The 23,835-nt window shown below is 43.7% G+C and carries 21 protein-coding genes and 1 riboswitch; of the genes, 14 read left to right on the top strand and 7 right to left on the bottom strand.

The window, feature by feature from the left end; translation table 11 throughout:
* Positions 1 to 10: 10 nt before the first annotated feature.
* Positions 11 to 1,849 carry a DUF3413 domain-containing protein gene (locus AABA11_RS12470; RefSeq protein ID WP_338268405.1) on the top strand — a complete coding sequence of 613 codons (1,839 nt, stop codon included), beginning with the start codon at positions 11 to 13 and terminating at the stop codon, positions 1,847 to 1,849.
* A 71-nt stretch (positions 1,850 to 1,920) separates the two neighbouring features.
* Here AABA11_RS12470 and AABA11_RS12465 read toward each other — a convergent pair whose 3' ends face one another.
* The 3 genes from AABA11_RS12465 to AABA11_RS12455 form a co-directional block, all read right to left on the bottom strand.
* Positions 1,921 to 3,084, bottom strand: a complete 1,164-nt coding sequence (locus AABA11_RS12465; protein ID WP_338268403.1) for a capsular polysaccharide export protein, LipB/KpsS family — start codon at positions 3,082 to 3,084, stop codon at positions 1,921 to 1,923.
* A 36-nt stretch (positions 3,085 to 3,120) separates the two neighbouring features.
* Complete coding sequence (locus AABA11_RS12460; RefSeq protein WP_338268400.1) at positions 3,121 to 3,948, bottom strand: glycosyltransferase family 2 protein; 828 nt, start codon at positions 3,946 to 3,948, stop codon at positions 3,121 to 3,123.
* 84 nt (positions 3,949 to 4,032) lie between these two features.
* A complete protein-coding gene (locus AABA11_RS12455; protein WP_338268397.1) occupies positions 4,033 to 5,175 on the bottom strand; it encodes an AGE family epimerase/isomerase in 1,143 nt (380 codons plus the stop codon).
* 98 nt (positions 5,176 to 5,273) lie between these two features.
* Here AABA11_RS12455 and hldE point away from each other — a divergent pair, with 98 nt between their 5' ends.
* The 7 genes from hldE to AABA11_RS12420 all read left to right on the top strand — a co-directional run bounded on the left by hldE (position 5,274) and on the right by AABA11_RS12420 (position 14,221).
* Positions 5,274 to 6,701: a bifunctional D-glycero-beta-D-manno-heptose-7-phosphate kinase/D-glycero-beta-D-manno-heptose 1-phosphate adenylyltransferase HldE gene (hldE, locus tag AABA11_RS12450; RefSeq protein ID WP_338268395.1), complete on the top strand. Its 1,428-nt coding sequence runs from the start codon at positions 5,274 to 5,276 to the stop codon at positions 6,699 to 6,701.
* Entirely contained in the window at positions 6,702 to 8,492 is a 1,791-nt protein-coding gene (gene msbA / locus AABA11_RS12445) for a lipid A export permease/ATP-binding protein MsbA (protein WP_338268392.1), read from the top strand. It abuts the gene before it with no gap.
* A 2-nt stretch (positions 8,493 to 8,494) separates the two neighbouring features.
* Positions 8,495 to 9,721 (top strand): 3-deoxy-D-manno-octulosonic acid transferase, encoded by a 1,227-nt coding sequence (locus AABA11_RS12440; RefSeq protein WP_338268390.1) that lies wholly within the window; start codon positions 8,495 to 8,497, stop codon positions 9,719 to 9,721.
* A 22-nt stretch (positions 9,722 to 9,743) separates the two neighbouring features.
* Positions 9,744 to 9,863, top strand: a riboswitch (TPP riboswitch).
* A gap of 78 nt (positions 9,864 to 9,941) precedes the next feature.
* Positions 9,942 to 10,955: a thiamine ABC transporter substrate binding subunit gene (thiB, locus tag AABA11_RS12435; protein WP_338268387.1), complete on the top strand. Its 1,014-nt coding sequence runs from the start codon at positions 9,942 to 9,944 to the stop codon at positions 10,953 to 10,955.
* Positions 10,931 to 12,574, top strand: coding sequence for a thiamine/thiamine pyrophosphate ABC transporter permease (gene thiP, locus AABA11_RS12430; protein ID WP_338268385.1), 1,644 nt, complete (start codon positions 10,931 to 10,933; stop codon positions 12,572 to 12,574). The genes thiB and thiP overlap by 25 nt, the downstream gene beginning before the upstream one ends.
* Positions 12,561 to 13,271: a thiamine ABC transporter ATP-binding protein gene (locus AABA11_RS12425; protein ID WP_338268382.1), complete on the top strand. Its 711-nt coding sequence runs from the start codon at positions 12,561 to 12,563 to the stop codon at positions 13,269 to 13,271. The genes thiP and AABA11_RS12425 overlap by 14 nt, the downstream gene beginning before the upstream one ends.
* Positions 13,272 to 13,354: 83 nt before the next feature.
* Positions 13,355 to 14,221, top strand: a complete 867-nt coding sequence (locus AABA11_RS12420) for a DMT family transporter (RefSeq protein WP_338268381.1) — start codon at positions 13,355 to 13,357, stop codon at positions 14,219 to 14,221.
* 18 nt (positions 14,222 to 14,239) lie between these two features.
* On the opposite strand, the gene AABA11_RS12415 is transcribed toward AABA11_RS12420, so the two are convergent.
* Both AABA11_RS12415 and AABA11_RS12410 read right to left on the bottom strand, forming a co-directional pair.
* Positions 14,240 to 15,127, bottom strand: a complete 888-nt coding sequence (locus AABA11_RS12415) for a DMT family transporter (protein WP_338268378.1) — start codon at positions 15,125 to 15,127, stop codon at positions 14,240 to 14,242.
* A gap of 17 nt (positions 15,128 to 15,144) precedes the next feature.
* Positions 15,145 to 16,041: a DMT family transporter gene (locus AABA11_RS12410; RefSeq protein WP_338268376.1), complete on the bottom strand. Its 897-nt coding sequence runs from the start codon at positions 16,039 to 16,041 to the stop codon at positions 15,145 to 15,147.
* A gap of 353 nt (positions 16,042 to 16,394) precedes the next feature.
* Between AABA11_RS12410 and rpsF the strand changes: the two genes are divergently transcribed.
* The 6 genes from rpsF to AABA11_RS12380 all read left to right on the top strand — a co-directional run bounded on the left by rpsF (position 16,395) and on the right by AABA11_RS12380 (position 21,575).
* The gene (gene rpsF / locus AABA11_RS12405) at positions 16,395 to 16,796 is read left to right on the top strand and encodes a 30S ribosomal protein S6 (RefSeq protein WP_265730138.1); all 402 of its coding nucleotides are present in this window, start codon (positions 16,395 to 16,397) and stop codon (positions 16,794 to 16,796) included.
* Positions 16,797 to 16,819: 23 nt separating this feature from the next.
* Positions 16,820 to 17,050 carry a 30S ribosomal protein S18 gene (gene rpsR / locus AABA11_RS12400; protein ID WP_012071134.1) on the top strand — a complete coding sequence of 77 codons (231 nt, stop codon included), beginning with the start codon at positions 16,820 to 16,822 and terminating at the stop codon, positions 17,048 to 17,050.
* Positions 17,051 to 17,071: 21 nt separating this feature from the next.
* Positions 17,072 to 17,932 (top strand): hypothetical protein, encoded by an 861-nt coding sequence (locus AABA11_RS12395; RefSeq protein ID WP_338268367.1) that lies wholly within the window; start codon positions 17,072 to 17,074, stop codon positions 17,930 to 17,932.
* Positions 17,933 to 17,954: 22 nt separating this feature from the next.
* Positions 17,955 to 18,398 carry a 50S ribosomal protein L9 gene (rplI, locus tag AABA11_RS12390; protein ID WP_338268365.1) on the top strand — a complete coding sequence of 148 codons (444 nt, stop codon included), beginning with the start codon at positions 17,955 to 17,957 and terminating at the stop codon, positions 18,396 to 18,398.
* Positions 18,399 to 18,541: 143 nt separating this feature from the next.
* Positions 18,542 to 19,918 carry a replicative DNA helicase gene (dnaB, locus tag AABA11_RS12385; RefSeq protein WP_265730141.1) on the top strand — a complete coding sequence of 459 codons (1,377 nt, stop codon included), beginning with the start codon at positions 18,542 to 18,544 and terminating at the stop codon, positions 19,916 to 19,918.
* A gap of 103 nt (positions 19,919 to 20,021) precedes the next feature.
* On the top strand, positions 20,022 to 21,575 hold the full coding sequence (locus AABA11_RS12380; RefSeq protein WP_338268362.1) for a methyl-accepting chemotaxis protein: 1,554 nt from the start codon (positions 20,022 to 20,024) through the stop codon (positions 21,573 to 21,575).
* Positions 21,576 to 21,690: 115 nt separating this feature from the next.
* On the opposite strand, the gene bioA is transcribed toward AABA11_RS12380, so the two are convergent.
* Together bioA and AABA11_RS12370 are read right to left on the bottom strand one after the other, a co-directional pair.
* A complete protein-coding gene (gene bioA / locus AABA11_RS12375; RefSeq protein ID WP_338268360.1) occupies positions 21,691 to 22,977 on the bottom strand; it encodes an adenosylmethionine--8-amino-7-oxononanoate transaminase in 1,287 nt (428 codons plus the stop codon).
* Positions 22,978 to 23,046: 69 nt separating this feature from the next.
* Positions 23,047 to 23,799, bottom strand: a complete 753-nt coding sequence (locus AABA11_RS12370; RefSeq protein ID WP_338268357.1) for a ComF family protein — start codon at positions 23,797 to 23,799, stop codon at positions 23,047 to 23,049.
* Positions 23,800 to 23,835: the final 36 nt, after the last annotated feature.

Below are 23,835 nucleotides of genomic sequence, written 5' to 3'. Positions count from 1 at the left end.
AGGTTAGCAAATGAATTATAAAAATAAGCTATCTGTCTACTCAGATTTTTTGATTGTAAATATTTTTCTTTCTATTGGTATTTCTACCCGATATTTTTATTTTATGCCTGAATTCCCAAGTGGGGTTTTAGGTCCAGTCTTTATCATTTCTAGCCTGATTAGTCATCTCGCTCTTTTAGGTGGATTGATTGGATTGATCGGGTTTGTTATTACATTTTTGCCTAGGCCTGTTTACTTTATAGGCCTTAGCCTTTTAGCAACGTTGGCTCTATCTACTCTGGTTGTTGATACTTTTGTATTCTCACAGTATCGATTTCATATCAATGAAGTGGTTTTAAAGCTGGTTTTGTCCGGAGATGTTGTTGATTTTTCAATGATGACTTGGCTTGTCAGTGTCTTATCTTTTGTTGGTGTGTTTTTGATAGAGACTTTGCTTGTATTATATTTGAGTGGTCGAATAAAAAGGGGGAAAAAATATAGAAAAAAAGGCTTGGTTACTCTTTTTGTTTTTTCTTTCCTAACCTCTAATTTTATTCATATCTGGGCTGCTGCAAATGCGTATCAGCCAATAATGATTGTTAAAAATTATTTGCCTGTATTTCATCCCGCCACTTCTAATAGTTTAATGCAAAAATATGGATGGGTAGATGAGGAGGCAATTGCGAAACAAAGAGCAATGTCTATTAAAGTAAGTAGTGATTTGCATTATCCACTATCTGAGCTTAAATATTCTGATGTTTATAAACCAGTAGACATTATTTTTTTAGTGATAGATTCATGGAGGTACGACACATTTAATGCTGATAATACGCCAAATCTGTGGTCGTTTGCGCAAAATGGCGTTGTTTATGACCATCATATGTCTACTGGCAATTCTACCAGGACCGGAATATTTGGGCTGTTTTATGGTATGCCTGGTACGTATTGGCAGAATATGCTTAGTAATGGTCGCTCACCAGTATTCATGGACAGGTTGCAGGAGTTGAATTATCAAATTGGTGCATTTGCATCGGCTTCTTTGATGGACCCGGAGTTTAATCGTACTGTTTTTTCTAAAATTCAAGACTTGAGGCTGAGGTCTGAAGGTAGCTCTCCATCAGAAAGAGACAGTGATCTGACTGAAGATTGGTTGAAGTGGTATGAGAGTAGAGACGCATCAAGGCCCACTTTCTCTTTTCTTTTTTATGATGCTCCTCATGGTTATGACTTCCCTGTCGACTACAAAGAGCGATATGAACCAATGCTTAGTGATGTAAATTACCTTGCACTTAATAATGATACGGATCCTGTTCCTTTCCTAAATCGCTACAAAACGAGTGTGCATTTTGTTGATAGCTTATCGAAGAAGGTGCTTGATGCTATTAAAATGTCTGGGGAGCTAGATAATACAGTGGTCGTCATCACAGGTGATCACGGGCAAGAGTTTAATGATAATAAGCTGAATTATTGGGGGCATAATAGCAACTTCACCCCTGCCCAGACTCACGTACCGTTCGCGATAATTGCGCCTAAAATGACGACTGAACACTTTATGGCGACTGGAAATGTATCGACGCATGAAGATGTTGCCCCAACACTGATTAAACATTATCTAGGGGGGGGGGATGTTCCTACTGGTGATTATTCCACTGGTCAGGATTTGTTTGAGTCGAATGCACGAAGTAGAGATTGGCTGATCAGTTCGAGCTATTCTGCTTATGCCATGATTACTAAAGATAGCATTCTGGAAGTTGGGGCCAGTGGTCAGTACCAGCATTTAGATTTAACGAATCGCGCAATTGATGAAGAGCCAAACTTTCATTATTTAAAAGATGTTTTAGAACATTTAAGTCGGTTTAAGAAAAAGTAGAAGCTGATACTAGGGATTAAGACGCCAAAACACTAGTTTTGGCGATATATTTTAATTGGTTTGATCTTATTTTAGCTCTCTTTATTACGTGTTAAAGAAAATGTATCGCTGCCATTAAGCCTGTTTTTGATAGCAAGAACGTGTTCTTCCTCAGCTTTGCTTCTATTTCCAGGTATACAATAAATATACTTCAGATAAGTGAAAAATTTATCTCTGAGAGTTTGGTTGAATGTCCAGCCTTCATTTATTTTCTTCAAACAAGATGTCAGCTCATTCGAGTTACTCGCATGAAGCACAAGGTCTTCAATGTTATAGCAAGCCTCCCCAAGCGTTATCACCTTTTTGTTTAGTAATAAGGCTTCTAAACCTACTGTGGAGTTAATCGTTATTACAGCCTTAGAATGCTCTATTAGTTCTGAAGTTAGATTTCCATTTGCAAATACCGCATTATCATTTTTATCATACAAATGATTATAGTGTTTGTGCCAAGTGGGATGTTCTTTAAAAACTATTTTTAAAGATGGATCATTAAGCGGTTTAGTCGATTTTATTACTTCGTCATATAGCATTTCCATTGAGCTAATCCAAGGTGAATGGCTTGCTATTTGAGTATCGTGGGGTACCTGGAATGCGACAAAAATATAATTCTTAGGTAGTTCTGTATTTTTAAAGGTTTGTCGCTTTTTATGGTTTCCTCTTTGAGATAGTTCTGGAGGTGAAAATGACAACTTGTTTTCTGGGTCAAATTTGAGGTAAAACTCGGGTGTTTTATTCAGCGAAGAAGATGCATTTACGCCTGTAGGGTCTAAAGTTGTAGTGTGTGGAAGTAAGCCATTTTCAAAATAAAAAACGTCTATGTTTAAGTGTTTGGCGGCTAGTACAACGGTTATGTTAGGTAGCTTTTTGCCGTTCCATACGATAACACTGTTAGGTTTGTATTCTTTTAAAACAGCTATGTACTTTGCAAACCTTAGCTTTTCTTGAACTTTTACAATAAACGAATAGGCTTTTTCTATTAGCTTGAAGTGCCAGATTGTACTTTGAGCTTTTTTTCTTATTACTTGCTTTTCAATGACGCTATCAAGATTTTTTTTAAAGGCGGTTTTTAAGTGCCACAAAGAATTTATTTTTGGTTTTCCCATGACATAAAGGTAACACTTAAGGTCTAATTTTCCAATTAGCCTTTTGTAGTACCGAGCATGTACATTTTTTCGGGTAATAAATAAATGATCCATTTTAAACTTTTCTTTGTTGTTAATATTGAATTGTGTTTAGGAGTGGTTTCTCAAATGTTTATCTATACCTACCCTTGCTTTGATTACTTTGTTCTTTTTGGTGTCTTCTCTGATCGATCTGCTATTTGCTAGCATCTCAGGGGTGATGTATCCACGCTTATGGTCTAAGTGAATACACACAGCAGAGTATCTAATACGCTTTGCTTTTAGGCCGTAATTAACGAGTCGATCACCAAACTCACAATCTTGACCACCATATTGCATTGTTTCTTCAAAACCGTTTACGGCTAAAATGTGCTCTTTGTAGCAGGAAGCGCTGTGCCCATTCCAAGTTGGTCGAGCAGGGCTTATCTTGTTCAGAAAATCGGCCCAAGCTCCGCGGGCTGTCAGCTTCATTGTTTTGTGCGTTTTCTTAAGTCCCATACTAACTAACCAACTTACATCAAAGGCTTTTTGGCTAACAATATCTTCCCTTGTTATGGCTTTGCTTATGTCCATAGGGAGCTTGAAATAGCCTCCGGACAAATAGGTATTTCGCTCTGACAGTCTTAGATGTTGTTCAATAAAGTCTTTTCTAGGGATGCAGTCGCCGTCGGTGAAAATCAGGTATTCCCCTTCGGATGCAAGAATGGCTTTGTTTAGGATTCGACATTTTTGAAACCCATCGTCTTCTTGCCAGACGTGTTTTATTGGGATAGTGGTTTCTTTTTTCATTCGATCAATGAGCTCTCGTGTGTCTTCACGTGATCCATCATCAGCAATGACGATTTCAAAGTCTTTGGCTGTTTGCTCAAAAAATCCCCAAAGGACTTTTTCTAGCCAAGCAGGAGAGTTGTAAGTTGTAAAGACGATACTGGTTTTCATTTTTGGGCCTAATTGACGTTTTAAGTCTTGCTGGATACCGTTACTGAACAGAGTCGTGTTCGAGTATTTGCCGTGGCAATGATATTAAATTGTATGAGAGTTATTGTGTTCTGACCATCTTAACACCTCCGTTAGCCCGAGAAAAATATGATAGCTGCTGGTTCCAGGAAGAGGGAATGTCTTAGGTGTATTGTCTTCATCAAGGTATTCATTCCAGCGGCCATCTGGTAATAGATAGTGCTGTTGAATGAAATCGATTGCTTTTTCTAAGCGATCGACCTTTTCCTCTTTGCCAATGGGCATTACCGTGATGGCTTTTAAATATTCGGTGATCGGCCAAATACGCTTTTCGGTGTCAATTGGAAGATAAGTCTCTGCGTCTATTTGATTGTAAATGCCGCCATTCTTGGCGAGTCCGTATCTGGTGGCGGTTAACCATAGCTGTTGCGCTAAATCCGTATGATCCGTGTTTGGTATGATTTTATTTGCTTCATAGAGTAACCATACCCATTCAAAGTGATGGCCGGGTTCAACTTGATTTCCTATTTGTGGGTCAAGCTTCCAATCGACAGTAAAAAATTCACGTAGAGTGTTTGTTTTTTTGTCGTAAAAGTGTTCTAGCGCTAACGACAGTAGAGAGTGGATGGTCTTTTTGTATTCATCATCCTGCGTAGCTTCGTAAGCAGCAATATAGCCTTCTAATAAATGCATGTGCGGGTTTTGGCGGCGAATTTGTGTGTCGTCAACCGGGTAGGTTTCGTAAAATCCACCTGCTTCAGATTGCATTTTTTCGTGCAGAAAGCGGTGGGTTTTCTTCATGTAAGATAAGGCTCTATCGTCCTGTGTTATCTTGTAATAATGGCTAAAAGACAACAAGACAAAGGCGATGGCGTAAGCGTCAGATTGTCTGTCTTTTGTCGAGAGGTCATCGTTTAAAGAAAAGATCCAGCGTTCGTTTACAAAGTAGCGGGTGATTATGAAACGAAAAAGAGGCTTGAGTCTTTCACGCAGTTCGTCAGATGGCTGAATTTGGCAGGCATGACTGAATGTGTATAGCTGTCTGCACTGTGTGAGTAGGCGAATTCGCCCGACAGGGTTATTCGACCAATCATGAGTCATGCTTTCGTAGCTGAAACCAAAATCCTTGTTAATGCCATGCGCAGCCCAGTTTTTAAGCAGCTTTTGAAAAACAAACGAGTGGCAGATGGGAATGGTTGATTCCAGCATACGGTAAATAGCCTTATTTCATGTGATATTGAGTATGTCCAACTTGACTGAGGAGTATGATAAGATGGCGGCTTTCAAAAATCGATTATTATGTGGCTATGAACTCTTCATATTTGAATTTTAATGATAAACATATTCTCGTCGTTGGGGATGTGATGCTGGATCGTTACTGGCATGGTGGTACCTCCCGTATCTCTCCTGAGGCGCCTGTTCAAGTAGTGAAAGTATCGAACATAGAAGATCGCCCCGGCGGTGCCGCTAACGTCGCATTAGGGTTGGCTAAGCTTGGCGTGACAGTAACTTTGATTGGTGTGGTTGGTGAAGACGATAATGCCAAAGTACTAGAACACAGCCTTGAGGCAAGCGGCGTTACTTGTCATTTTGTTCGTTCTGCCTCTTTACCAACAATTACCAAATTGCGTGTAATGAGTCGCCATCAGCAATTGATTCGTTTAGATTTTGAAGAGCATGAGTACAGTTTAACTCAGAATGAAGCTGTGGCTAATATGGTTGAGAGCGTTCTCCCTGATGCTGATGCCGTCATCTTTTCTGATTACAATAAAGGTTGTCTGAATGATGTTCAGACGTTAATTAAGTATGCGAATGAGGCCAATATTCCAAGCTTTGTTGACCCAAAAGGAGAGGACTTTTCAATTTATCAGGGTGCAACACTGGTAAAGCCTAATTTTGTTGAATTCGAAACCATTGTTGGTCAGTGTGCGTCAGATGCCGATGTGCAGCAAAAGGGCGAGCTCCTTAGGCAGCAATTTGGTTGGGAGGCTTTATTAGTTACTCGTGGTGAAGATGGACTTGTATTATTTGAGAGCAGTAAATCCCCCTTTTCTCTTGCTACATCCGCCAAAGAAGTCTATGACGTGACAGGGGCAGGAGATACGGTCATCGCTGTATTAACCGCTGTGTTTGTGACGAGTAAGCGGTTCACGGATGCGGTTGAATACGCTAATCAGGCGGCTGGCTTTGTGGTAGGAAAACTCGGAACGGCTTTTATAACGGCTGATCAATTAGCGGCGATTATGTATCAGCGTTCTCATTCAACAAATTTCGGTGTGTTGTCGCCTTCCGAGCTGCTAGAGCAGGTGAAGCTGGCTCAAATGAATGGGGAGCGAGTGGTTTTCACTAACGGGTGCTTTGATATTATTCATCCAGGTCATATTGCTTATATGAAGCAAGCAAAAGGACTTGGAGATCGGCTAATTGTTGCTGTAAACACAGACGCATCGGTAAAGCGCTTAAAGGGTGAAAAGCGCCCCATTAATGATTTGGTTCATCGCATGTCCGTTCTTGAAGGTGTTGGTGCTATTGATTGGGTGACATGGTTTGATGAAGATACGCCGAAAGAAATAATTGAATATTTAACGCCTGATGTATTGGTTAAGGGTGGGGATTACACGATTAATACCATAGTTGGTGCCGATCATGTCCTAGCCCATGGCGGGGAGGTGAAGGTCTTAACTTTTGTTGATGGCTATTCGACTACAGCTATTATTAAAAAAGCGAATTTGTAAATGCAAAAAAATGACAGTGTTGAAAAAGAGACGTCCTCTATTAAAGAACCTGCGACCGGGATGCAAACCTATTTTCGTTTGCTGACGTATGTTCGCCCATCATGGGGATATTTGCTGTTAAGTATTATCGGCTACGTTATCTACGCAGCAATGGAGCCAGCATTAGCTGCATTATTGAAGCATATGGTGGATGTGGTATCCGAAGGAAAAATCACCGAAAGTCGATTGGTTATTCCTGCTGCTATTTTAGGTATTTTCATTTTGCGGGGGATCGGGACGTTTCTTGGTAGCTATTTTATGGCTCAAGTGGCGAACAATGTTGTGTTTGATTTACGAACCAATATGTTCAATAAGCTAGTGTTATTGCCTTCTAGTTATTACCACTCGACTCCTACAGGTCGCTTGTTGGCGAAGTTAACATACAACACAGAGCAGGTTATTGGCTCTATTACGCAAGCTATTCGAATTTTGTTGCGTGAAGGTATGACTGTTGTTGGTTTGTTAGGTTATATGATCTACATGAATTGGCGATTAACGCTATTATTTTTATTAGTGGTTCCCTTAATTGGTTTGGTGGTTTCTTATGCTTCTAAGCGTTTTCGTCGATTAAGCGCTCGCATTCAGAATGCGATGGGTGGGGTGACTGACGTGGCTTCTGAAGCGATTAAAGGCCATGAGGTCGTTAAAATATTTGGTGGAAGTCAATATGAAATAGAGCGTTTTCACAAAGCGGCCGCTGAAAATAGACGCTCACAGTTGAAAATGGAAAAAACCAAAGCGCTAAACGTGCCCATTGTGCAATTTATTCTCGCAACGGCAATGGCCATTTTGATTTGGTTTGCCTTGAGTCCTTCAATTAGCTCGAACATGACGTCTGGGGACTTTATTGCCTTTATTACAGCGGCTGGCATGCTGGGTAAGCCCATTCGCCAGTTGACGGATGTGAACAGTATTTTGCAAAAAGGGATAGCGGCTTCTTATAGTATCTTTGAGTTTCTAGATATGCAGGAAGAGGTCGATAAAGGCGGGATTTCTATTGACCGTTTAAAAGGCGATATAGAATGGCAATCCATGTCTTTTCAATATCCAGGTGCTGATAAGCCAGCGTTGAAGAACATAACATTGAATTTGCCTGCTGGGAAAACGCTGGCTTTGGTTGGTCGTTCTGGCAGTGGGAAGTCCACGATGGCGAATTTGATTCCTCGATTCTATGACTTTGGTGAAGGCGACATTAAGATTGATGGCGTTTCACTTGCCGATTATAAGTTGACGGAACTACGCTCCAACATCGCTTTGGTGAATCAGCAAGTGGTGCTGTTTAACGGAACGATTCGCGACAATATCGCTTATGGCGGCCTAAATGGTGTGAGTGATGATGATGTGGTAGCCGCGGCACAAGCCGCCAATGCCTGGGGATTCATTCAGGAACTTGATCATGGCTTAGATACCATGGTTGGTGAAAACGGCGTATTGCTTTCTGGCGGTCAGCGTCAGCGTATCGCTATTGCTCGAGCAATACTGAAAAATTCACCCATTTTGATTTTGGATGAAGCGACATCCGCGTTGGACACCGAGTCAGAGCGCGCTATTCAAACAGCACTGGAAAATTTAATGGTTAATCGAACGACCATTGCTATTGCGCATCGACTATCAACCATTGAAAACGCAGATATTATCGCCGTTGTGGATCATGGCGAGATCATTGAGCAAGGCTCTCACAGTGAATTGTTGGCGATGAATGGGGCTTATGCACAACTTCATAATCAGCAGTTTAGTGAGACGTCCGCGTAGTTATGTGGCTTTATCGTATTCTATTCGCGCTATTAACGCCGTTGATTTTGTTAAAAGTCCGGCGTTTTAAAAAAGATTATGCGAATTATCGGGCGAAAGAAGCATTTGGTTTATGGCCCACCGTTGACGCGGATTTGTGGATTCATTGTGCGTCTGTTGGTGAGGTATTGGCTGTGCGGCCATTGGTGTCGCAATGGCAAGAGAAATATCCCTCTCATCGGTTGTTGATAACGACTATGACTCCAACGGGCGCTGAGCAAGTGGCGAAAACCTTTCCATTTGCCCAACACCGCTATTTGCCAATGGACTGGCGTTTCAGTGTTAAAAGAGCGCTAAACGCACTGTCCTGTAAGCATCTTCTGGTTGTCGAGACTGAACTTTGGCCTAATTTGTTACAGCAGGCAAAGCGTCGAGGTTTACGAGTGGATGTGGTGAATGCGCGTTTGAGTGAGCGATCTTTTCTACGGTATCAAAAGTTTTCGACTATTTCTCGTTCGCTGTTCGCATTGCCCGATTGTTTCTTAGCTCATGCGCAAGCAGACGCTGTTCGCTTTGAAGCGTTAGGTGCAAAAAAAGTTATGGTGACAGGCAGTATTAAATTTGATCTTGTCGTGCCACCAGGTGTTCTTGAGTCGAATTGGCGTCGTCAGCTTGGATCTCGTTTTGTTTGGGTGGGTGCAAGTACTCATCAAGGCGAAGATGAAATGCTCTTACGTACTCATGCTGAACTCATGAAAAAGTACCCTGAGGCGCTATTGATACTGGTGCCTCGTCACCCAGAGCGTTTTGATGCCGTAAAAACCTTGGCTATGCAATCATTCGATAGGGTTGCGCTTCGAAGTCAGGTGCCGCTGGATCAGTGGTCTGAGTCTGATGTCATCATAGGTGACTCAATGGGGGAGTTAATGAATTATTATCAAGCATCTGATCTTGCTTTCGTGGGAGGGAGTTTGATAAAACGAGGTGGGCATAACCCGATTGAACCGGCTTTGCTAGGTAAAGCCATTCTAGTGGGGCCGTACACGTTTAATTTTACGGATATTACCGATCAGTTATTGCAAGTCAATGGTGCCATTCGTTGTCAAGATGAAGCGCAGCTTGAAAAAGTAGTAGTGGATTTGGCGGGACAGTCTTCTCAACGCTTTAGGTTGGGTCAGACGGCACTGCGTTTTGCAGAAAAAAACCAAGGTGCTGTCACAAGGGTGCTTGCCGAAATAGACTTCCGTTAAACGACTCCTTACAATAGACGCTCATTATCTCATGGGGTGTTTTGGCATTGACTCAATGCTAGGGCTGAGAAGCGGATTTTCTGCTAACCCACCGAACCTGATCCAGATCATGCTGGCGTAGGAATCGAGATAGCAAGTTGAACGGCTAAAAAAATCTAGCTCAAAATACACTGCTTGCCATTTCCCCTGTACGCCGCTCACTTATTTTAGGAGCGACACTTTGAAACTACTTTCGTTACCCTCTTCCTTGCCTGCGGCTGTTATGGCGCTTGGCGTTATTTTTTCGCCTGCTGTTTTAGCGACTAACACCCTTAATGTGTATACCTATGATTCCTTTGCTTCCGACTGGGGGCCGGGCCCTAAGATTAAAGCAAACTTTGAACAAGAGTGTGAGTGCGAATTGAATTTTGTCGCACTGGATTCTTCTGTTGGTATTTTGTCTCGCGCGCAATTAGAAGGCAAATCGTCACAAGCGGATGTGCTTCTAGGGTTAGATCTCAACCTGATGGAAGCAGCAAAGCAAACGGGCTTATTAGTGGATCATGCTGTTGATACGTCTGCCGTGACGATTTCGGGTGGGTGGACGGATAAAGTCTTTGTGCCATTCGACCAAGGTCACTTTGCCTTTATTTACAACTCTGAGAAACTGAAAAATCCGCCAGCTAGCTTGAAAGAGGTGGTGGACAATCAAAATTTACGTGTTATTTATCAGGATCCTCGTACCAGTACACCTGGGCTGGGTTTGTTGTTATGGATGAAATCTGTTTATGGGGATAACGCGGCCGATGCCTGGGAGCGGCTGGCTTCACATACGGTAACCGTTACTAAAGGTTGGTCTGATGCCTACGGCTTGTTTTTGAAAGGCGAGGCGGATGTGGTATTGAGTTACACGACGTCACCTGCGTATCACATTGTGGCGGAAGGGGATAACAAGTATAAGGCTGCAATGGCCAGTGAAGGCCTTTACCCGCAAATTGAAGTGGCGGCAATGATGAAAGATGCACCCCATCCAGCTTTAGCGAAACAGTTTATGCAGTTTATTTTACAGCCAGGTTTCCAATCAACGGTGGCAACGGGCAATTGGATGTTGCCCGTCGTGAAACTAGATGAAAAATTACCGGCCGCATTTGATGGTGCTTTAAAGCCAACAAAGAACCTTGTCTTGCCAGCAAAAGACGTAGCAACACATCGTAAAGCTTGGGTCGACGAGTGGCTAAATGCTACAACTCGATAATAGTCGTTAAGTTGCTTTCTTTTCGAGCAGTAAAAGGGTTGTGGCCAGCGCTATTGGGTGTTGGCTTTTTCCTGATAATGGGAGCTGCCAGCTTGGCGGCTCTTTTGCGTTATAGTGAATTACATTCTTGGCTTGGCTACATGCAGCAACCCTATCTGTGGCGAGTTGTACGTTTCTCTCTGTGGCAAGCATTACTAAGCAGCGGAATTAGCTTGCTTATTGCCATTCCAGTTGCGTCTTGCCTAATACACCGCCAGTTCTATGGGCGATCTTTGTTATTGCAGCTATTTTCCGTCTCTATGGTAGTGCCAACCATTGTGGCGATTTTGGGCTTGGTGGTGGTATACGGCCGAAGCGGTTGGCTAAGCAGTCTATTTGGTGTCCAAATCCCTCTGTATGGCTTGCTGGGTATACTGTTGGCGCATGTGTTTTTTAATATGCCATTGGCGGTACGACTGTTGATGCAGGGTTATGATTTGATACCTGCAGGCCAGTGGCGCCAAGCTTCACAGTTGGGTTTTTCCCGTTGGAATGCGTTTCGTTTGATTGAGTGGCATTATCTTAAGAAGGTTTTGCCAGGCGCGTTTGTGCTTATTTTTATGTTGTGTTTTTCGAGTTTTGCGGTGGTATTGAGCCTGGGGGGTGGACCCAAATTTAGTACGCTGGAAGTGGCTATTTATCAGGCGCTGAGGTTTGAATTTGATTTAAATAAAGCCAGCTTTTTGGCGCTGTTGCAGGTGCTGATATGTACTTTATTTGCGGTTATTGTGTATCGACTTGCGCCGGTTAATCGACAAGATATGAGCTTATTGTCGATAAAAAGTTATGCGTTAAAAGACTCATTTTTGTCAAAAATCGGGGATGCTATTGCATTGCTGTGTGCGTTTGTTTTGGTGATTCCTCCTTTTTTGGCCATTTTTGATCCGATGTTTTCGCCTATTTTTCTTCAAGCGCTGCAATCAAAAGCATTGTGGAATGCCGTTTTTGTGTCATTACAAATAGCCATTCCGGCCGCTATGGTGAGTCTTTTTCTTGGTGTGAGCTTTGGCGTGCTGGCACGGTTCTGTATGGCGAGACAATACCTGTCTATATTGCCTAACAAACTCGAACATCTAGGAAACATGATTTTAATGGTGCCAGGTTTAGTGATCGCCACTGGTTTGTTTTTGTTTTTGCGCGATCTTGGTTGGGGGTTAGGATCCAGTTACTGGGTGGTGGTTTGGGTCAATGCGGTGATGGCGTTGCCGTTTGTATTGCGTGCTCTTATGCCAATGATGTACCAACAAGAGCGCCGTTTTAGAAATTTGTATTTAAGTCTAGGTGTCCGTGCGGGGTCTCGATGGCGTCTGGAATGGCCTTTGCTGCGCCCAAGTATTGCACAGGCGTTTGGTTATGCATTATTGCTTTCCCTTGGAGACATGGGGGTGATTGCCTTGTTTGGTAGTCAGGGCTTGGTGTCGTTGCCCTTGTATTTGTTTCAATTAATCGGCTCGTATCAACTGGAAGAGGGAGCCTGTGTGGCTGTCGTATTGATCTTGCTTTGTTTGGCTCTGTTTTTTTCTTCATCCTTTTTTATTGGTGGCCGGAAAGCAAAAGGAGCGTTGAATGCTAGAAATTAACCTGCAATATGACTGGGAAAACTTTCACGCACACTATTGTGTGGAGATTTCGAAAGGGATCACCACGTTGCTTGGTGGCAGTGGCGAAGGAAAAAGTACGCTGTTGCATTTACTGGGTGGTTTTTTAGATGGCCGTGGGGAATTGCGGTTTCATGAAGAATCATTGTTGTCGTTGCCAGCTTATGAGAGACCCATTTCAACCTTGTTTCAGAGCGATAATTTGTTTCCTCAGTTGACCGTCTTTGACAATGTCGCCATTGGCTTATCGCCTTCTTTAGCGTTGACGGCCGATCAAAAAGACAAGGTGCTTTGGGCATTAGAGAAAACGCAGCTTGCTGATAAGGCTGATCGATTTCCACAGGCACTGTCCGGAGGACAAGCTCAGCGTGTGGCGATTGCTCGAGTGTTGGTTCGTAGGAAGCCTATTTTGCTATTGGATGAGCCATTTAGTGCGTTGGATCCCGCTTTACGTGAAGAGATGTTGTATCTGGTGAATGATGTAACGTTAGAGTTGGGATTGACTACCTTATTGGTGTCGCATTTGCCGCAAGAAGCGAGTTTGGTTGGCGGGCGAGTTTTGCTCATAGAGCATGGTCGAGTCGCGGCCCATGAGTCCGTGTCCGTTTTATCTCAGGATGTGGCTCATCCGCTTTTTTCGCATTATCTTGGCGCTTCTAATCGTTCGACAAACCCTTGATATTGCGTTACATATCACTTGAATGGTGGGCGTTGATATAACGGTCACTTTATCTTCCCAACTTTGTACTTAAAGAGCGCTGTGTGTCAGACGATAATGAGTTAGTAAAAAAAGGGATTGTCATGACAATCGCTTATGCGTTTGTTATGTCATTAACAGCGCTGGCTGCCAAGCAAGCTCAAACTATGATTGCGGTCTCTACGTTGGTTTTTTGGCAGAGCGTGTTTTGCGCTTTGATTCTGCTTCCTCAAATGCGTGGGCGCTGGCAGAAGCGGCCACTATCTGTTTGGAAAATCCATTTTCTACGCAGCTTCGGTGGCTTTGTTGGTTTTCTGTTTTATTACTGGTCCTTGAACCATATTCCTTTAGTTGAGGCGTCATTGTTGCGCACTTGTGCTCCTTTGTGTGTGCCTTTTGTGGTGCTGATATTGCATCGTGTACGGATTCCAAAGGCGCGTTGGTTGCCTTTAATAGTAGGCTTTGTAGGAGTGGCGTTTGTGATTCAGCCGACCCCTGCGCATTTAAATCCTTGGCATCTTGTTGGTTTTGTTTCTGCTGTCGGTTTGGCGTTGTCGATGGTGACAACGCGCATGTTATCGCAGCAAGTGTCTGGTCAAGAGACGTTGTTTGTGTATTTTTTTGTGTCGACGCTTCTTTCTCTTCCCTTGGTGTTTTTGCAAGGAGATTCTTTACGATTGCCTATGGATGTCTGGCCATGGGTTGGTGTAGTAACGGCGACTTTGTATGTGGGGATGTATCTGTATAATTTGGCGTACACCTATGCCCCAGCCAGTGTGGTGTCGCCGGTAAGTTATGTGGGTGTTGTGTTCAGTGGTTTTTGGGGGTGGGCTGTCTGGGGGCATGTGCCGGATGTCTTCGCCATTCTGGGAATGCTGTGTATTTTTTCAAGTATTCTAATCAGTACCCGAATGGCGCGTAATCGAGGTTAAGTGTTTTGTAGATGCTTTTTATTTAGCTGTTTTTTTATTAAGTATGGTCGCTACAAATATGCCTGAAAAAATCAGGGTAATGCCAACGAAATGAAAACTCAGTAGGCTTTCTCCTAGAAATATTACGGACAAAGTGATGCTAAAAACAGGCAGTAGGTGAATAAAGTGTCCTGCGGTAGCCGCACCGAGTTTTTGAATGCCAATATTCCAGCATAAAAAGGCACCGATTGAAGCAAATATGCCCATGTACACAATGGCTAACCAGTCTGTTACCGTAAAATCGACAAGCGAACTGCTTCCGAACAGGAAGAAAAGAGGGGCTTGAAATAATGTGCCGATTAACGCGGTACAGGCAAAGAATCCAATCAGCGACATGTCTTTCGGGCGTTTGATAATAAGGACGGAATAAATAGCCCAACTCACTGCCGCCGTGATGATCCACAGGTCTCCTTTTGAAATAGTGAGATGCAAAAATGTGTCCAAACTTCCTCGGCTAACAATGATTATGGCTCCCAAGGTGGAGATTAGGATTCCGGTATTTTGCAGCCATGATGTTTTGCTTCCTAGTAATAGGCGTGCCGTAATGAGGATCATGACGGGCATAATGGAGTTAAGCAAAACTGCGTTTGTGACTGTGGTGGATGTAAGGCCTATGTATAAAAATAAATTGTAGTTGCAAATACCAAGCCAGCCGAACAAAACGAGTAACGGCCAATTTTTTGCAATGATATTGCGTTCTAACCAGAGCTTTTTGTAGGCAAAAGGTAAAATGATGAGGCAGGCAAGGCTCCAACGCAGAAAAGAAATGGAGAAAGGGTCTATTCCATGGGAGACGGTTAAACGTCCTAGAATGTAGTTGCCTGACCAGAAGAGGATAGGCAGTAATAAATAGATAAACGCTGGCATGAAATGTCCTTGTTGTCTTATTTTATTTTTCTTTTAGACCAGTTTTGCACAAACAAACCAATAAGTATGCAAGCTAAGCCAATCAGTGTAGACGATAGAATCGGTTCGCCAGCGAACTGCGAGAGCCAAATAATAGAAAGCAATGGCGATAAGAAAATTAAATTGGCCACCTGGCTGGCGTTGGACGTAAGTTTCAATGCTTTATTCCATAGAACAAAACTCAATCCCATTTCAAAAAAGCCAATATAGACGGCGCCCCACAGTCCAGCATTGTCCCAATGTGTTAATTCTCCCGTGGCGGCGGCGTAAACAAGGATAATAGGCAAAGCAAAGAGAAAATTCAGCGTGAGGCCAATTAAGCTTGGGCGTGTGTCTTTGGTGTTTAAAAGCCAATACATTGCCCAAATGATGGTGCTCAACAATGCAAAGGCGACGCCCGACGCATTTGAAAATTCTAACGCACCTATTTGTCCGCGTGTTGCTATGTAAAGCACGCCAAAGTAGCAGGCGGCTGCGGCAATGTAGTCAGCGGTTTTAAGGCGTTGCTTAAGGATGGGGACAGCCATAAAACTCAAAGTAATAGCCCATGTATAGTTAATCACTTGAGCTTCTTGGGCTGGAAGTGTGTCGTACGCTTGGAGCAAAATTAAATAGTATAAAAAAGGGTTGATAGCACCAAAAAACAGGGACGATTTCCATGATTGTTTGGCAAGCTGAATGAGTTGTTTGGTTTCACCCTTTAAAACAATAAGACAGATTAAAAACACCAGTGACACGAGGTTCGCGACCAAAAGCAATTGGGTTGGTGAAAAGTGCTTTAGTGACAGTGAAAACGCGGTGGCAACCGTAGACCAGAGTAAGACGGCCCCTAGCCCATAAAAAATAGCTTTGGTGTTATCAGACTGTGCATTCATTGATTGGATTCCATATGTCCAGAGGGTAAGGGAGCATTTCTATGCTTTGATTGTCTTCTTTGCTTTAAACAGAAATATTTAAATAGAAGCTATGCTGGTGGTAAATAGCGCACCGCCAATAAAGTAAGCGATTCTATTGCCTTCATTCGAGGCTGTAAAACAACTTAAATCGGGGATCGCCTTTTTTGGCATGATTTGTCTCTAATTTGGCGGGCAAGGCATTACTTTGGTTGATTTCGTTTACTTATTATCCAGTCGTGCTATATAATGCGCGTCCCTGTAAATCAATACTCCTTGTCTCACAGCTTTTTAACAGGGGAAGCGTGGAGACTAAGAACCCATAAGGAGCTTAAATGCGTCATTATGAAATCGTCTTTCTGGTTCACCCAGATCAAAGCGAGCAAGTACCAGCAATGGTTGAGCGTTACACTAACCTAATCACTGAAGATGGTGGTAAAGTTCACCGTCTAGAAGATTGGGGCCGTCGTCAACTTGCTTACCCAATTAACAAAATTCACAAAGCACACTATGTTCTTATGAACATTGAGTGTTCTGACAGTGTTTTGTCTGAATTAAACGACACGTTCCGCTACAACGATGCGATCATCCGTAACTTGGTGATTCGTCGTAAAGATGCGGTAACTGACGTATCTCCTATTAAAGCTTCTGAAGGTCGTGAAGATCGTCGTTCTGCTCCTCAGCGTGAAGAGCGTAACAACGATGCTGACGAAGTATCTGAAGAATCTGAAGATTAATTTATTTTTATTAGGAGACACTCATGGCTCGTTTTTTCCGTCGTCGTAAGTTCTGCCGTTTTACAGCAGAAGGCGTTAAAGAGATCGATTACAAAGATCTAGACACACTGAAAGGTTACATCACTGAAACTGGTAAAATCGTACCTAGCCGTATTACTGGCACTAAGGCTCGTTACCAGCGTCAGCTAGCGACTGCAATCAAACGCGCTCGCTACATTGCTATTCTTCCTTACACTGACAGCCACTTTAATTAATAGGCTGAAGAAGCGCTTTTTATGGGTGGTTTAGCTAAATGGGTAATGAATAAACGCCTTAATGCCATTATTGGTGTAATGGTGTTTGGCCTCATTCCCATGATGTTTTGGCTAGCGGCCGCAATCCTTGGATTGGTGGTGCTTCGTAAAGGTGTAAAAGAAGGAATACCTGTATTGGCCTGGGGTTGCCTACCAGCATTAGTTTTGTGGGTAATTCAAGGAGATGCAACGGCACTCATGGTGTTGGTTGATGTGATGTTGTTGAGCTATTTGCTTAGGTCAACGATGTCGTGGAGTTGGGTGTTATTGGCTGGCAGCTTTTTGGCGGTAGTCAGTACATTGCTCCAACCCGTTTTGATGGCGGATGTTTTGAATTTGGCGGTTTCGCTGGTTCAGAGGGTCTTGTCTTCGGAAGGGGTTGATGTTCCTGATCAAAGCATGATTTTTAACCAGGCGGTAATGGCTATATCCATTTTCCAAGTGGTAATTGCGGTTATTTCTTTGTTTTTGGCGAGGAAGTGGCAGGCAGGGCTCTACAATCCGGGCGGCTTACGTGCGGAGTTTCATCAGCTAAGATTGCCAATCGCATTTAGTCTGGTATTGGGTGGAATGATTCTTATAGGAGAGAGCTTAGGCGGATCCTTTATTGTTCTTTCTCAAGCCGCTATACCTGCTTTAGTGTTGCCGGGGCTTGCTCTAGTACATGGTGTTTTAGCAAAGAAAGAAATTGGGGTTGTTGGACTGATCGCATTTTATCTTGTGGGATTTTTTGTTTTGAATGTGTATTTTGCAAATATTTTGGTGGCACTTTGTGTGATCGACAGTTTTGTAGATATCCGTTCCAGAATCCAAGGTAAGGCGTCCAACTCAAGTGATAGCTAATGATTAATTAGAGGTGATCGAGATGGAAGTTATTCTACTCGACAAAGTAAACAAGCTAGGCGGTATTGGTGACGTTGCAGTTGTTAAACCAGGCTATGCTCGTAACTTTTTGATTCCGAACAAAAAAGCGGTAATGGCGACTAAAGCTAACTTGGCTAGCTTTGAAGAGCGTCGTGTTGAACTTGAAGCGAAAGCGGCTGAACGTAAAGCGGCGGCTGAAGCTCGTGCGTTGACACTAGAAGGCAAAACTTTCACTATCGCGGCAAACGCTGGTGATGAAGGTAAGCTTTTCGGTTCTATCGGTACTCGTGACATCGCTGACGCTATTTCTGCTGAAGTAGCGGTAGAGAAAGCGGAAATTCGTCTTCCTGAAGGCGCAATTCGTCACACTGGTTCTTTCGAAGTAGACATCCAACTTCATTCTGAAGTGGTTGTAACTGTTACTTTGGCTGTAATCGCTGAGTAATTTGTTTCGACAAATTGCTTGAGAAAGTCGTAAGTCTTTCTCAAATAAGAGAAGGGTATCTTGCTATTGCAAGATGCCCTTTTTTTTCGGGCGTGCTAAGCTAATCCTCCACTATTTTTTCTGTTTTTGTATGGGTATTTTGCGTGCAACTAAATGATTCTGAAGTCGCTTCTATTAAATTACCACCGTATTCCATTGAGGCTGAACGTTCTGTTGTTGGCGGCTTAATGCTGGATCCGCAAGCTTGGGAGAAAGTCTCTGAGCTTGTGATTGCCGATGACTTTTATCGACCAGAGCATAAGGCAATTTTTACTGTAATTGCTCGTTTGGCTGATGAGTCAGAACCTATTGACGTGGTGACTATAGGGGAGCGATTAGATAAACGAGGCGATTTAGAGTCCATTGGTGGAATGGCTTATTTGATTGAAGTGGCAGAAGCGACTCCAAGCGCATCAAATATTGCCGCATACGCAGACATTGTTCGTGAGCGATCTATTCTGCGTCGTTTGATTTCAACCACAAACGATATTTCGGCTAGAGCGTTTCACCCTGAAGGAATGACGGCTGCCGAAGTGTTGGATGAAGCCGAACGAAAAATATTTCAGATTGCAGAGGGTGGAGACAAAAAAGGTGGGCCACGCATTGCCGCTGATATTCTAAGTGCTACCGTAGATAAAATCGATGAACTGTATCATCAAGAAGGTGCGATAACGGGGCTGAGTACTGGCTTTACCGATCTTGATGCCATGACGGCGGGTTTACAGCCTTCGGATTTGGTTATCGTGGCCGGTCGTCCTTCTATGGGTAAAACAACGTTTGCGATGAACTTGGTGGAAAATGCCGCCATGATCAGTGAAAAGCCAGTGATTGTATTCAGTCTGGAGATGCCAGCGGAGTCGCTTATGATGCGTATGCTGTCTTCTCTTGGCCGTATCGATCAAACGCGTATGCGCTCAGGTCAGTTGATTCAAGAGGATTGGGACAAGTTAATGTCAGCCGTCAAAATGCTCAAAGATCGCAAGCTGTTTATCGATGATACTGGCGGTATCAGCCCGACAGAAATGCGTTCGCGTGTTCGTCGTATTGCACGTGAACACGGTGGGGTGGCATTAATCATGGTCGATTACCTTCAATTGATGCAGATTCCTGGTTTCACCGAGGGGCGAACCAACGAAATTTCTGAAATATCTCGATCGCTAAAAGCCATCGCCAAAGAAATGGAGTGCCCTATGGTGGCATTGTCACAGTTGAACCGGAGTTTGGAGAATCGACCAAATAAGCGCCCTGTAAACTCTGACTTGCGTGAATCTGGAGCGATCGAGCAGGATGCGGATGTGATTTCGTTTGTCTATCGTGATGAAGTTTATCATGAAGATACGCCGCATAAGGGGATTGCCGAGATCATCATCGGTAAGCAGCGTAACGGCCCCATTGGTACTTGTCGCTTAGCGTTTGTGGGCAAATACACGCGTTTTGAGGATTTAGCGCCGGATGCCTACCGAGATTTTGATGACGAATAGGCCAATACTGGTGTATTTTGATTGTCTTTATACATAATAAGAAGCCACGCAGATCATAGGTGGCGAAATAAACGAATGGGTCGAGAGCTATTTTATGCGAAAAATGCCAGTAACAAATAAAGAGAATGACTTTCCTGAAAGCTATGTTTTGGTTTCCAGTACGGATGTTAAAGGACGTATTACGTTTGTTAATGATGTTTTCTGTGAGGTAGCAGGTTATGAGCGTGACGCTTTGATTGGCGCGCCTCATAACGTGATCCGTCACCCTGATGTGCCGCCAGCCGTGTTTGCGGATATGTGGGCTAATCTCAAGCAGGGTAAAAGCTGGATGGGCTTGGTGAAAAACCGTTGTGCGAATGGCGATCATTATTGGGTGAGTGCTCATGTAAGCCCATTATTGGATGGCAGTAACGTTATTGGGTATGAATCGGTTCGTCGTAAAGCGACACGCGATGAAATTCAACACGCTCAGTCTGTCTATGACCGCATTAATGCGGGTAAAGGTTTGGTGCCTGCAGTCACAAAAACAACGGCGCATTTGGCGAACGCTTCTTGGCCTTTAATGGCATGTTTTGTACTGCTTGCTGTGGCGTGTTTGTTGTCGAATGTGTTGGCATTGCAAGTGATTGGTCCTATCTTAGCGTTACTGGGTGTGTTGCTTTCTAATCATCAACGACAGTCTTTGGCCTCTGTGGTGTCTGGTTTATCCGCCGAATCTCAGAATCCTATCGGTCAATACTTGTACTGTAAAACGGTCGGGACAAAAGCAGCGATTAAATTTGCTAAGATTCACCAAGAAGCCGCTGGAAATACGTTTCGATATCGTTTGAAAGAGGGCGCTGGGCAATTGCGTCAGCGTGCATCAGAGGCCAAAGCCAGTGTGACCACCAATTTGGCTAACTTTAATAAGCAGCGAAATACTTTTCAGGAAGTGGTCGCAGCAAGTTCTCAGTTATTGTCCAGCGTGACTCATGTGGCGGAACACGTTCATGTGGCCGTGGAGGCAACGGAGTCGGTAGGAGGTGTGTCTCGCGAGAGTCGTCTGTTGGCTCAGCAAACGGGTGAGACAATGCGCCAAGTGTATCAAGACATATCTGATGCAAAAAAAGTGGTTGCGATATTGGCGGAGCGCAGTGACAGCATTAATGAAGTGGTAAGTTCCATTAGTGGTATTGCAGAGCAAACCAATTTGCTGGCATTGAATGCAGCCATTGAATCTGCTCGTGCAGGAGAGGCCGGACGAGGCTTTGCTGTCGTGGCGGATGAAGTGCGTGCGTTGGCGATTCGTACCCAAAACGCGACGCAAAGTATCCATAGCATGACGGAAGAATTGAAGAAAAACACACTGGATGTTACCAACACCATCGACAAAGGCACGGCAGTCGCTCAAGAAGGTGTGGATAGTGTGAATAAAGTGGCTCAAAAAATGAGCGATATTGAAATGGCGATCAAGCAAGTAGTGGCCATGACAGCGCAAATTAATGTCTCTTCAGAAGAGCAGGCCAGTGTGGCTCGTGACCTGAATGATAAGATGCAAGAAGTCGATGCGTTGAGCATTAATAGCATCGAAAGGGCGGAAAATATCGTAATCAATATTAGCCACATTGAAGAAGAGGCTTATGAGCAAGGTAACCTTGCAGAGCGCATGAAACAGTAGTCTTTTAGAGGTGGAATGCTCACTGGTTAAGTGAATGTTCGCTGGTTAAGTGATTGTTAAACAAAAAAGCGCCTTGAGTGACACGCACTCAAGGCGCTTTTTTGTCTGGATGGTGTTAAATGGCTTCTTCACTGGCTACTTTGTAAATGGCCTCGGCCAGCTTGTTAATTTGCTTTTGAGTAATGATGTAAGGTGGCATGAGGTAAATAAGTTTTCCAAATGGGCGAATCCAAACGCCAAGTTCAACGAATTTGGGCTGTATTTTATGCAAACTTACGGAGTTATTGAGTTCAACAACTCCGATGGCACCAAGACATCGAACTTCCTTAACTTGCTTTAATTGTTCGCAAGGCGACAGCGCTTCTTTCATCCATGTTTCGAGTTGGGAAATGTGTTCGACAATGTCGTATTGATTCAATAAGGACAAGCTGGCATTAGCGGCAGCACAAGCGAGTGGATTACCCATAAATGTTGGGCCATGCATAAACACGCCGCCTTCTTGGCTGATGCCCAGTGCGACTTTGTCGTTGGTTAATGTGGCGGCAAGAGTCATATAACCGCCGGTCAATGCTTTGCCAACACACATAATGTCGGGGCAAATGTTGGTGTGGTCGGTTGCGAAAGGTTTGCCTGTGCGGCCAAAGCCTGTGGCAATTTCATCAAAAATTAGCAAGATATCGAATTCATCACACAGCGTTCTAATGTGATCAAGATAAGCTGGATTGTAGAAACGCATGCCGCCAGCGTTTTGCACAACGGGCTCTATGATAAACCCCGCTATGTGTTGATGGTGTGTTTGAAATGTGTGGCGAATTTCTTCTAAATATTCACGCTTAACGGGATCATGAATCCCTGTTGGCGGCGGCGAAACGAAGTGCTGTCGGGTCAGCGCTCCGGTAAATAAATTATGCATTCCGTTTTCTGGATCGCACACGGACATGGCTGCAAAGGTGTCTCCGTGGTAGCCGCTTTTGGGGGTGACAAAAAATTGTTTATTAGGTTTGCCTTGGGTATTCCAGTACTGGATTGCCATTTTTAGGGCAACTTCTACGGATACTGAGCCAGAGTCGGAAAAGAAAACGCGCTGCAAATCGCGGGGTGTCATTGCGATGAGTTTTTCGGCAAGTTCGATCGCAGGTTTGTGTGTCAATCCACCAAACATGACATGAGAAAATTGCGACAGTTGCTCTTGAATAGCGGCGTTTATGGTTGGGTGGTTGTAGCCATGAATCACGCTCCACCATGAGGACATGCCATCTACCAGTGTTTTTCCGTTGCTTAGTGTTATTTCACACTGAGCGGCTTTTTCGACCAGAAAGTGAGGGCTTGGGTGGCTCATGGATGTGTAAGGGTGCCACAGTAATTGCTTGTCTAAGTCTAGGTACTCTTGTTGTGTTTTCATGATCTTAACCATTGTTTTGTTGGCAGCATACTAAACAATGGTTAAGAAGATGGCTAGGCCGCTGGATTTTTATCCTTGCTGCTCTTTGTCGGGCGTTCGGGCTATTAGCCAAATATCAACGCGTTCAGCGCCGGCATCAAGCAGTTGTTTTGTGCAGCTTTCAATCGTGCTCCCAGTTGTCATGATGTCGTCAAAGAGTGCGACATGTTTGGCAATAGCGCCATCGATATAATAGCTGTTTTGTGGGTTTCGCAGACGTTCCTTTCGGCTCAATGTGTGCTGGGCTTGAGTGTTTTTGCTTTTTTTGAGTGGGTTGTTCTTTGGTAGAGTTGGGCATTGAATGTTGGCTTGCTGTTGGAGCTTTTTGACTAATAGGTGCGCCATTTTTTGGGTTTGGCAAAAGCCACGTTCTTTGATTCGACTCGCATGGCTTGGTACGTAAATGATTTGGTCTGGCCAGTTTCCGGTGTTGTATGACGCTATTACATGCTCACCGAGCAAATCAGTAAGTGGTCGAATGTAATGGTTGCCTTGATTGAATTTGATGCTGTGAATGAGTGTTTTGATGATGCCTTCAAACCGATACGGCGCGATGCAGGTATGGTACGCAGGCGCTGATGTCTGACATTGTCCACATAAAATATTGGGGGAATGTGTGGGGCGCTTGCATTGGCAGCAATGTCTATTGTTGTTAGGGAGGCCTTTTTGGCAGTAATGACAGAGCGTGTGCGGACTACTGGCATGGCAAAGGTAGCATCGATTTAAAAATAAACACTTGTAAACCAAGCGTATTTTTCTAGTTGACAGTTTTTTCCAGTCCATTAGTATTGCTCCATCAAATCTATTGGATCGAGGGTG

Origin of the sequence: Marinomonas pontica, from assembly GCF_036322735.1 — a bacterium.
Taxonomy (GTDB): Bacteria; Pseudomonadota; Gammaproteobacteria; order Pseudomonadales; family Marinomonadaceae; genus Marinomonas; species Marinomonas pontica.
The sequence above is the reverse complement of the archived record's forward strand: the minus strand, read 5'-3'. Positions and strand labels throughout refer to the sequence as shown.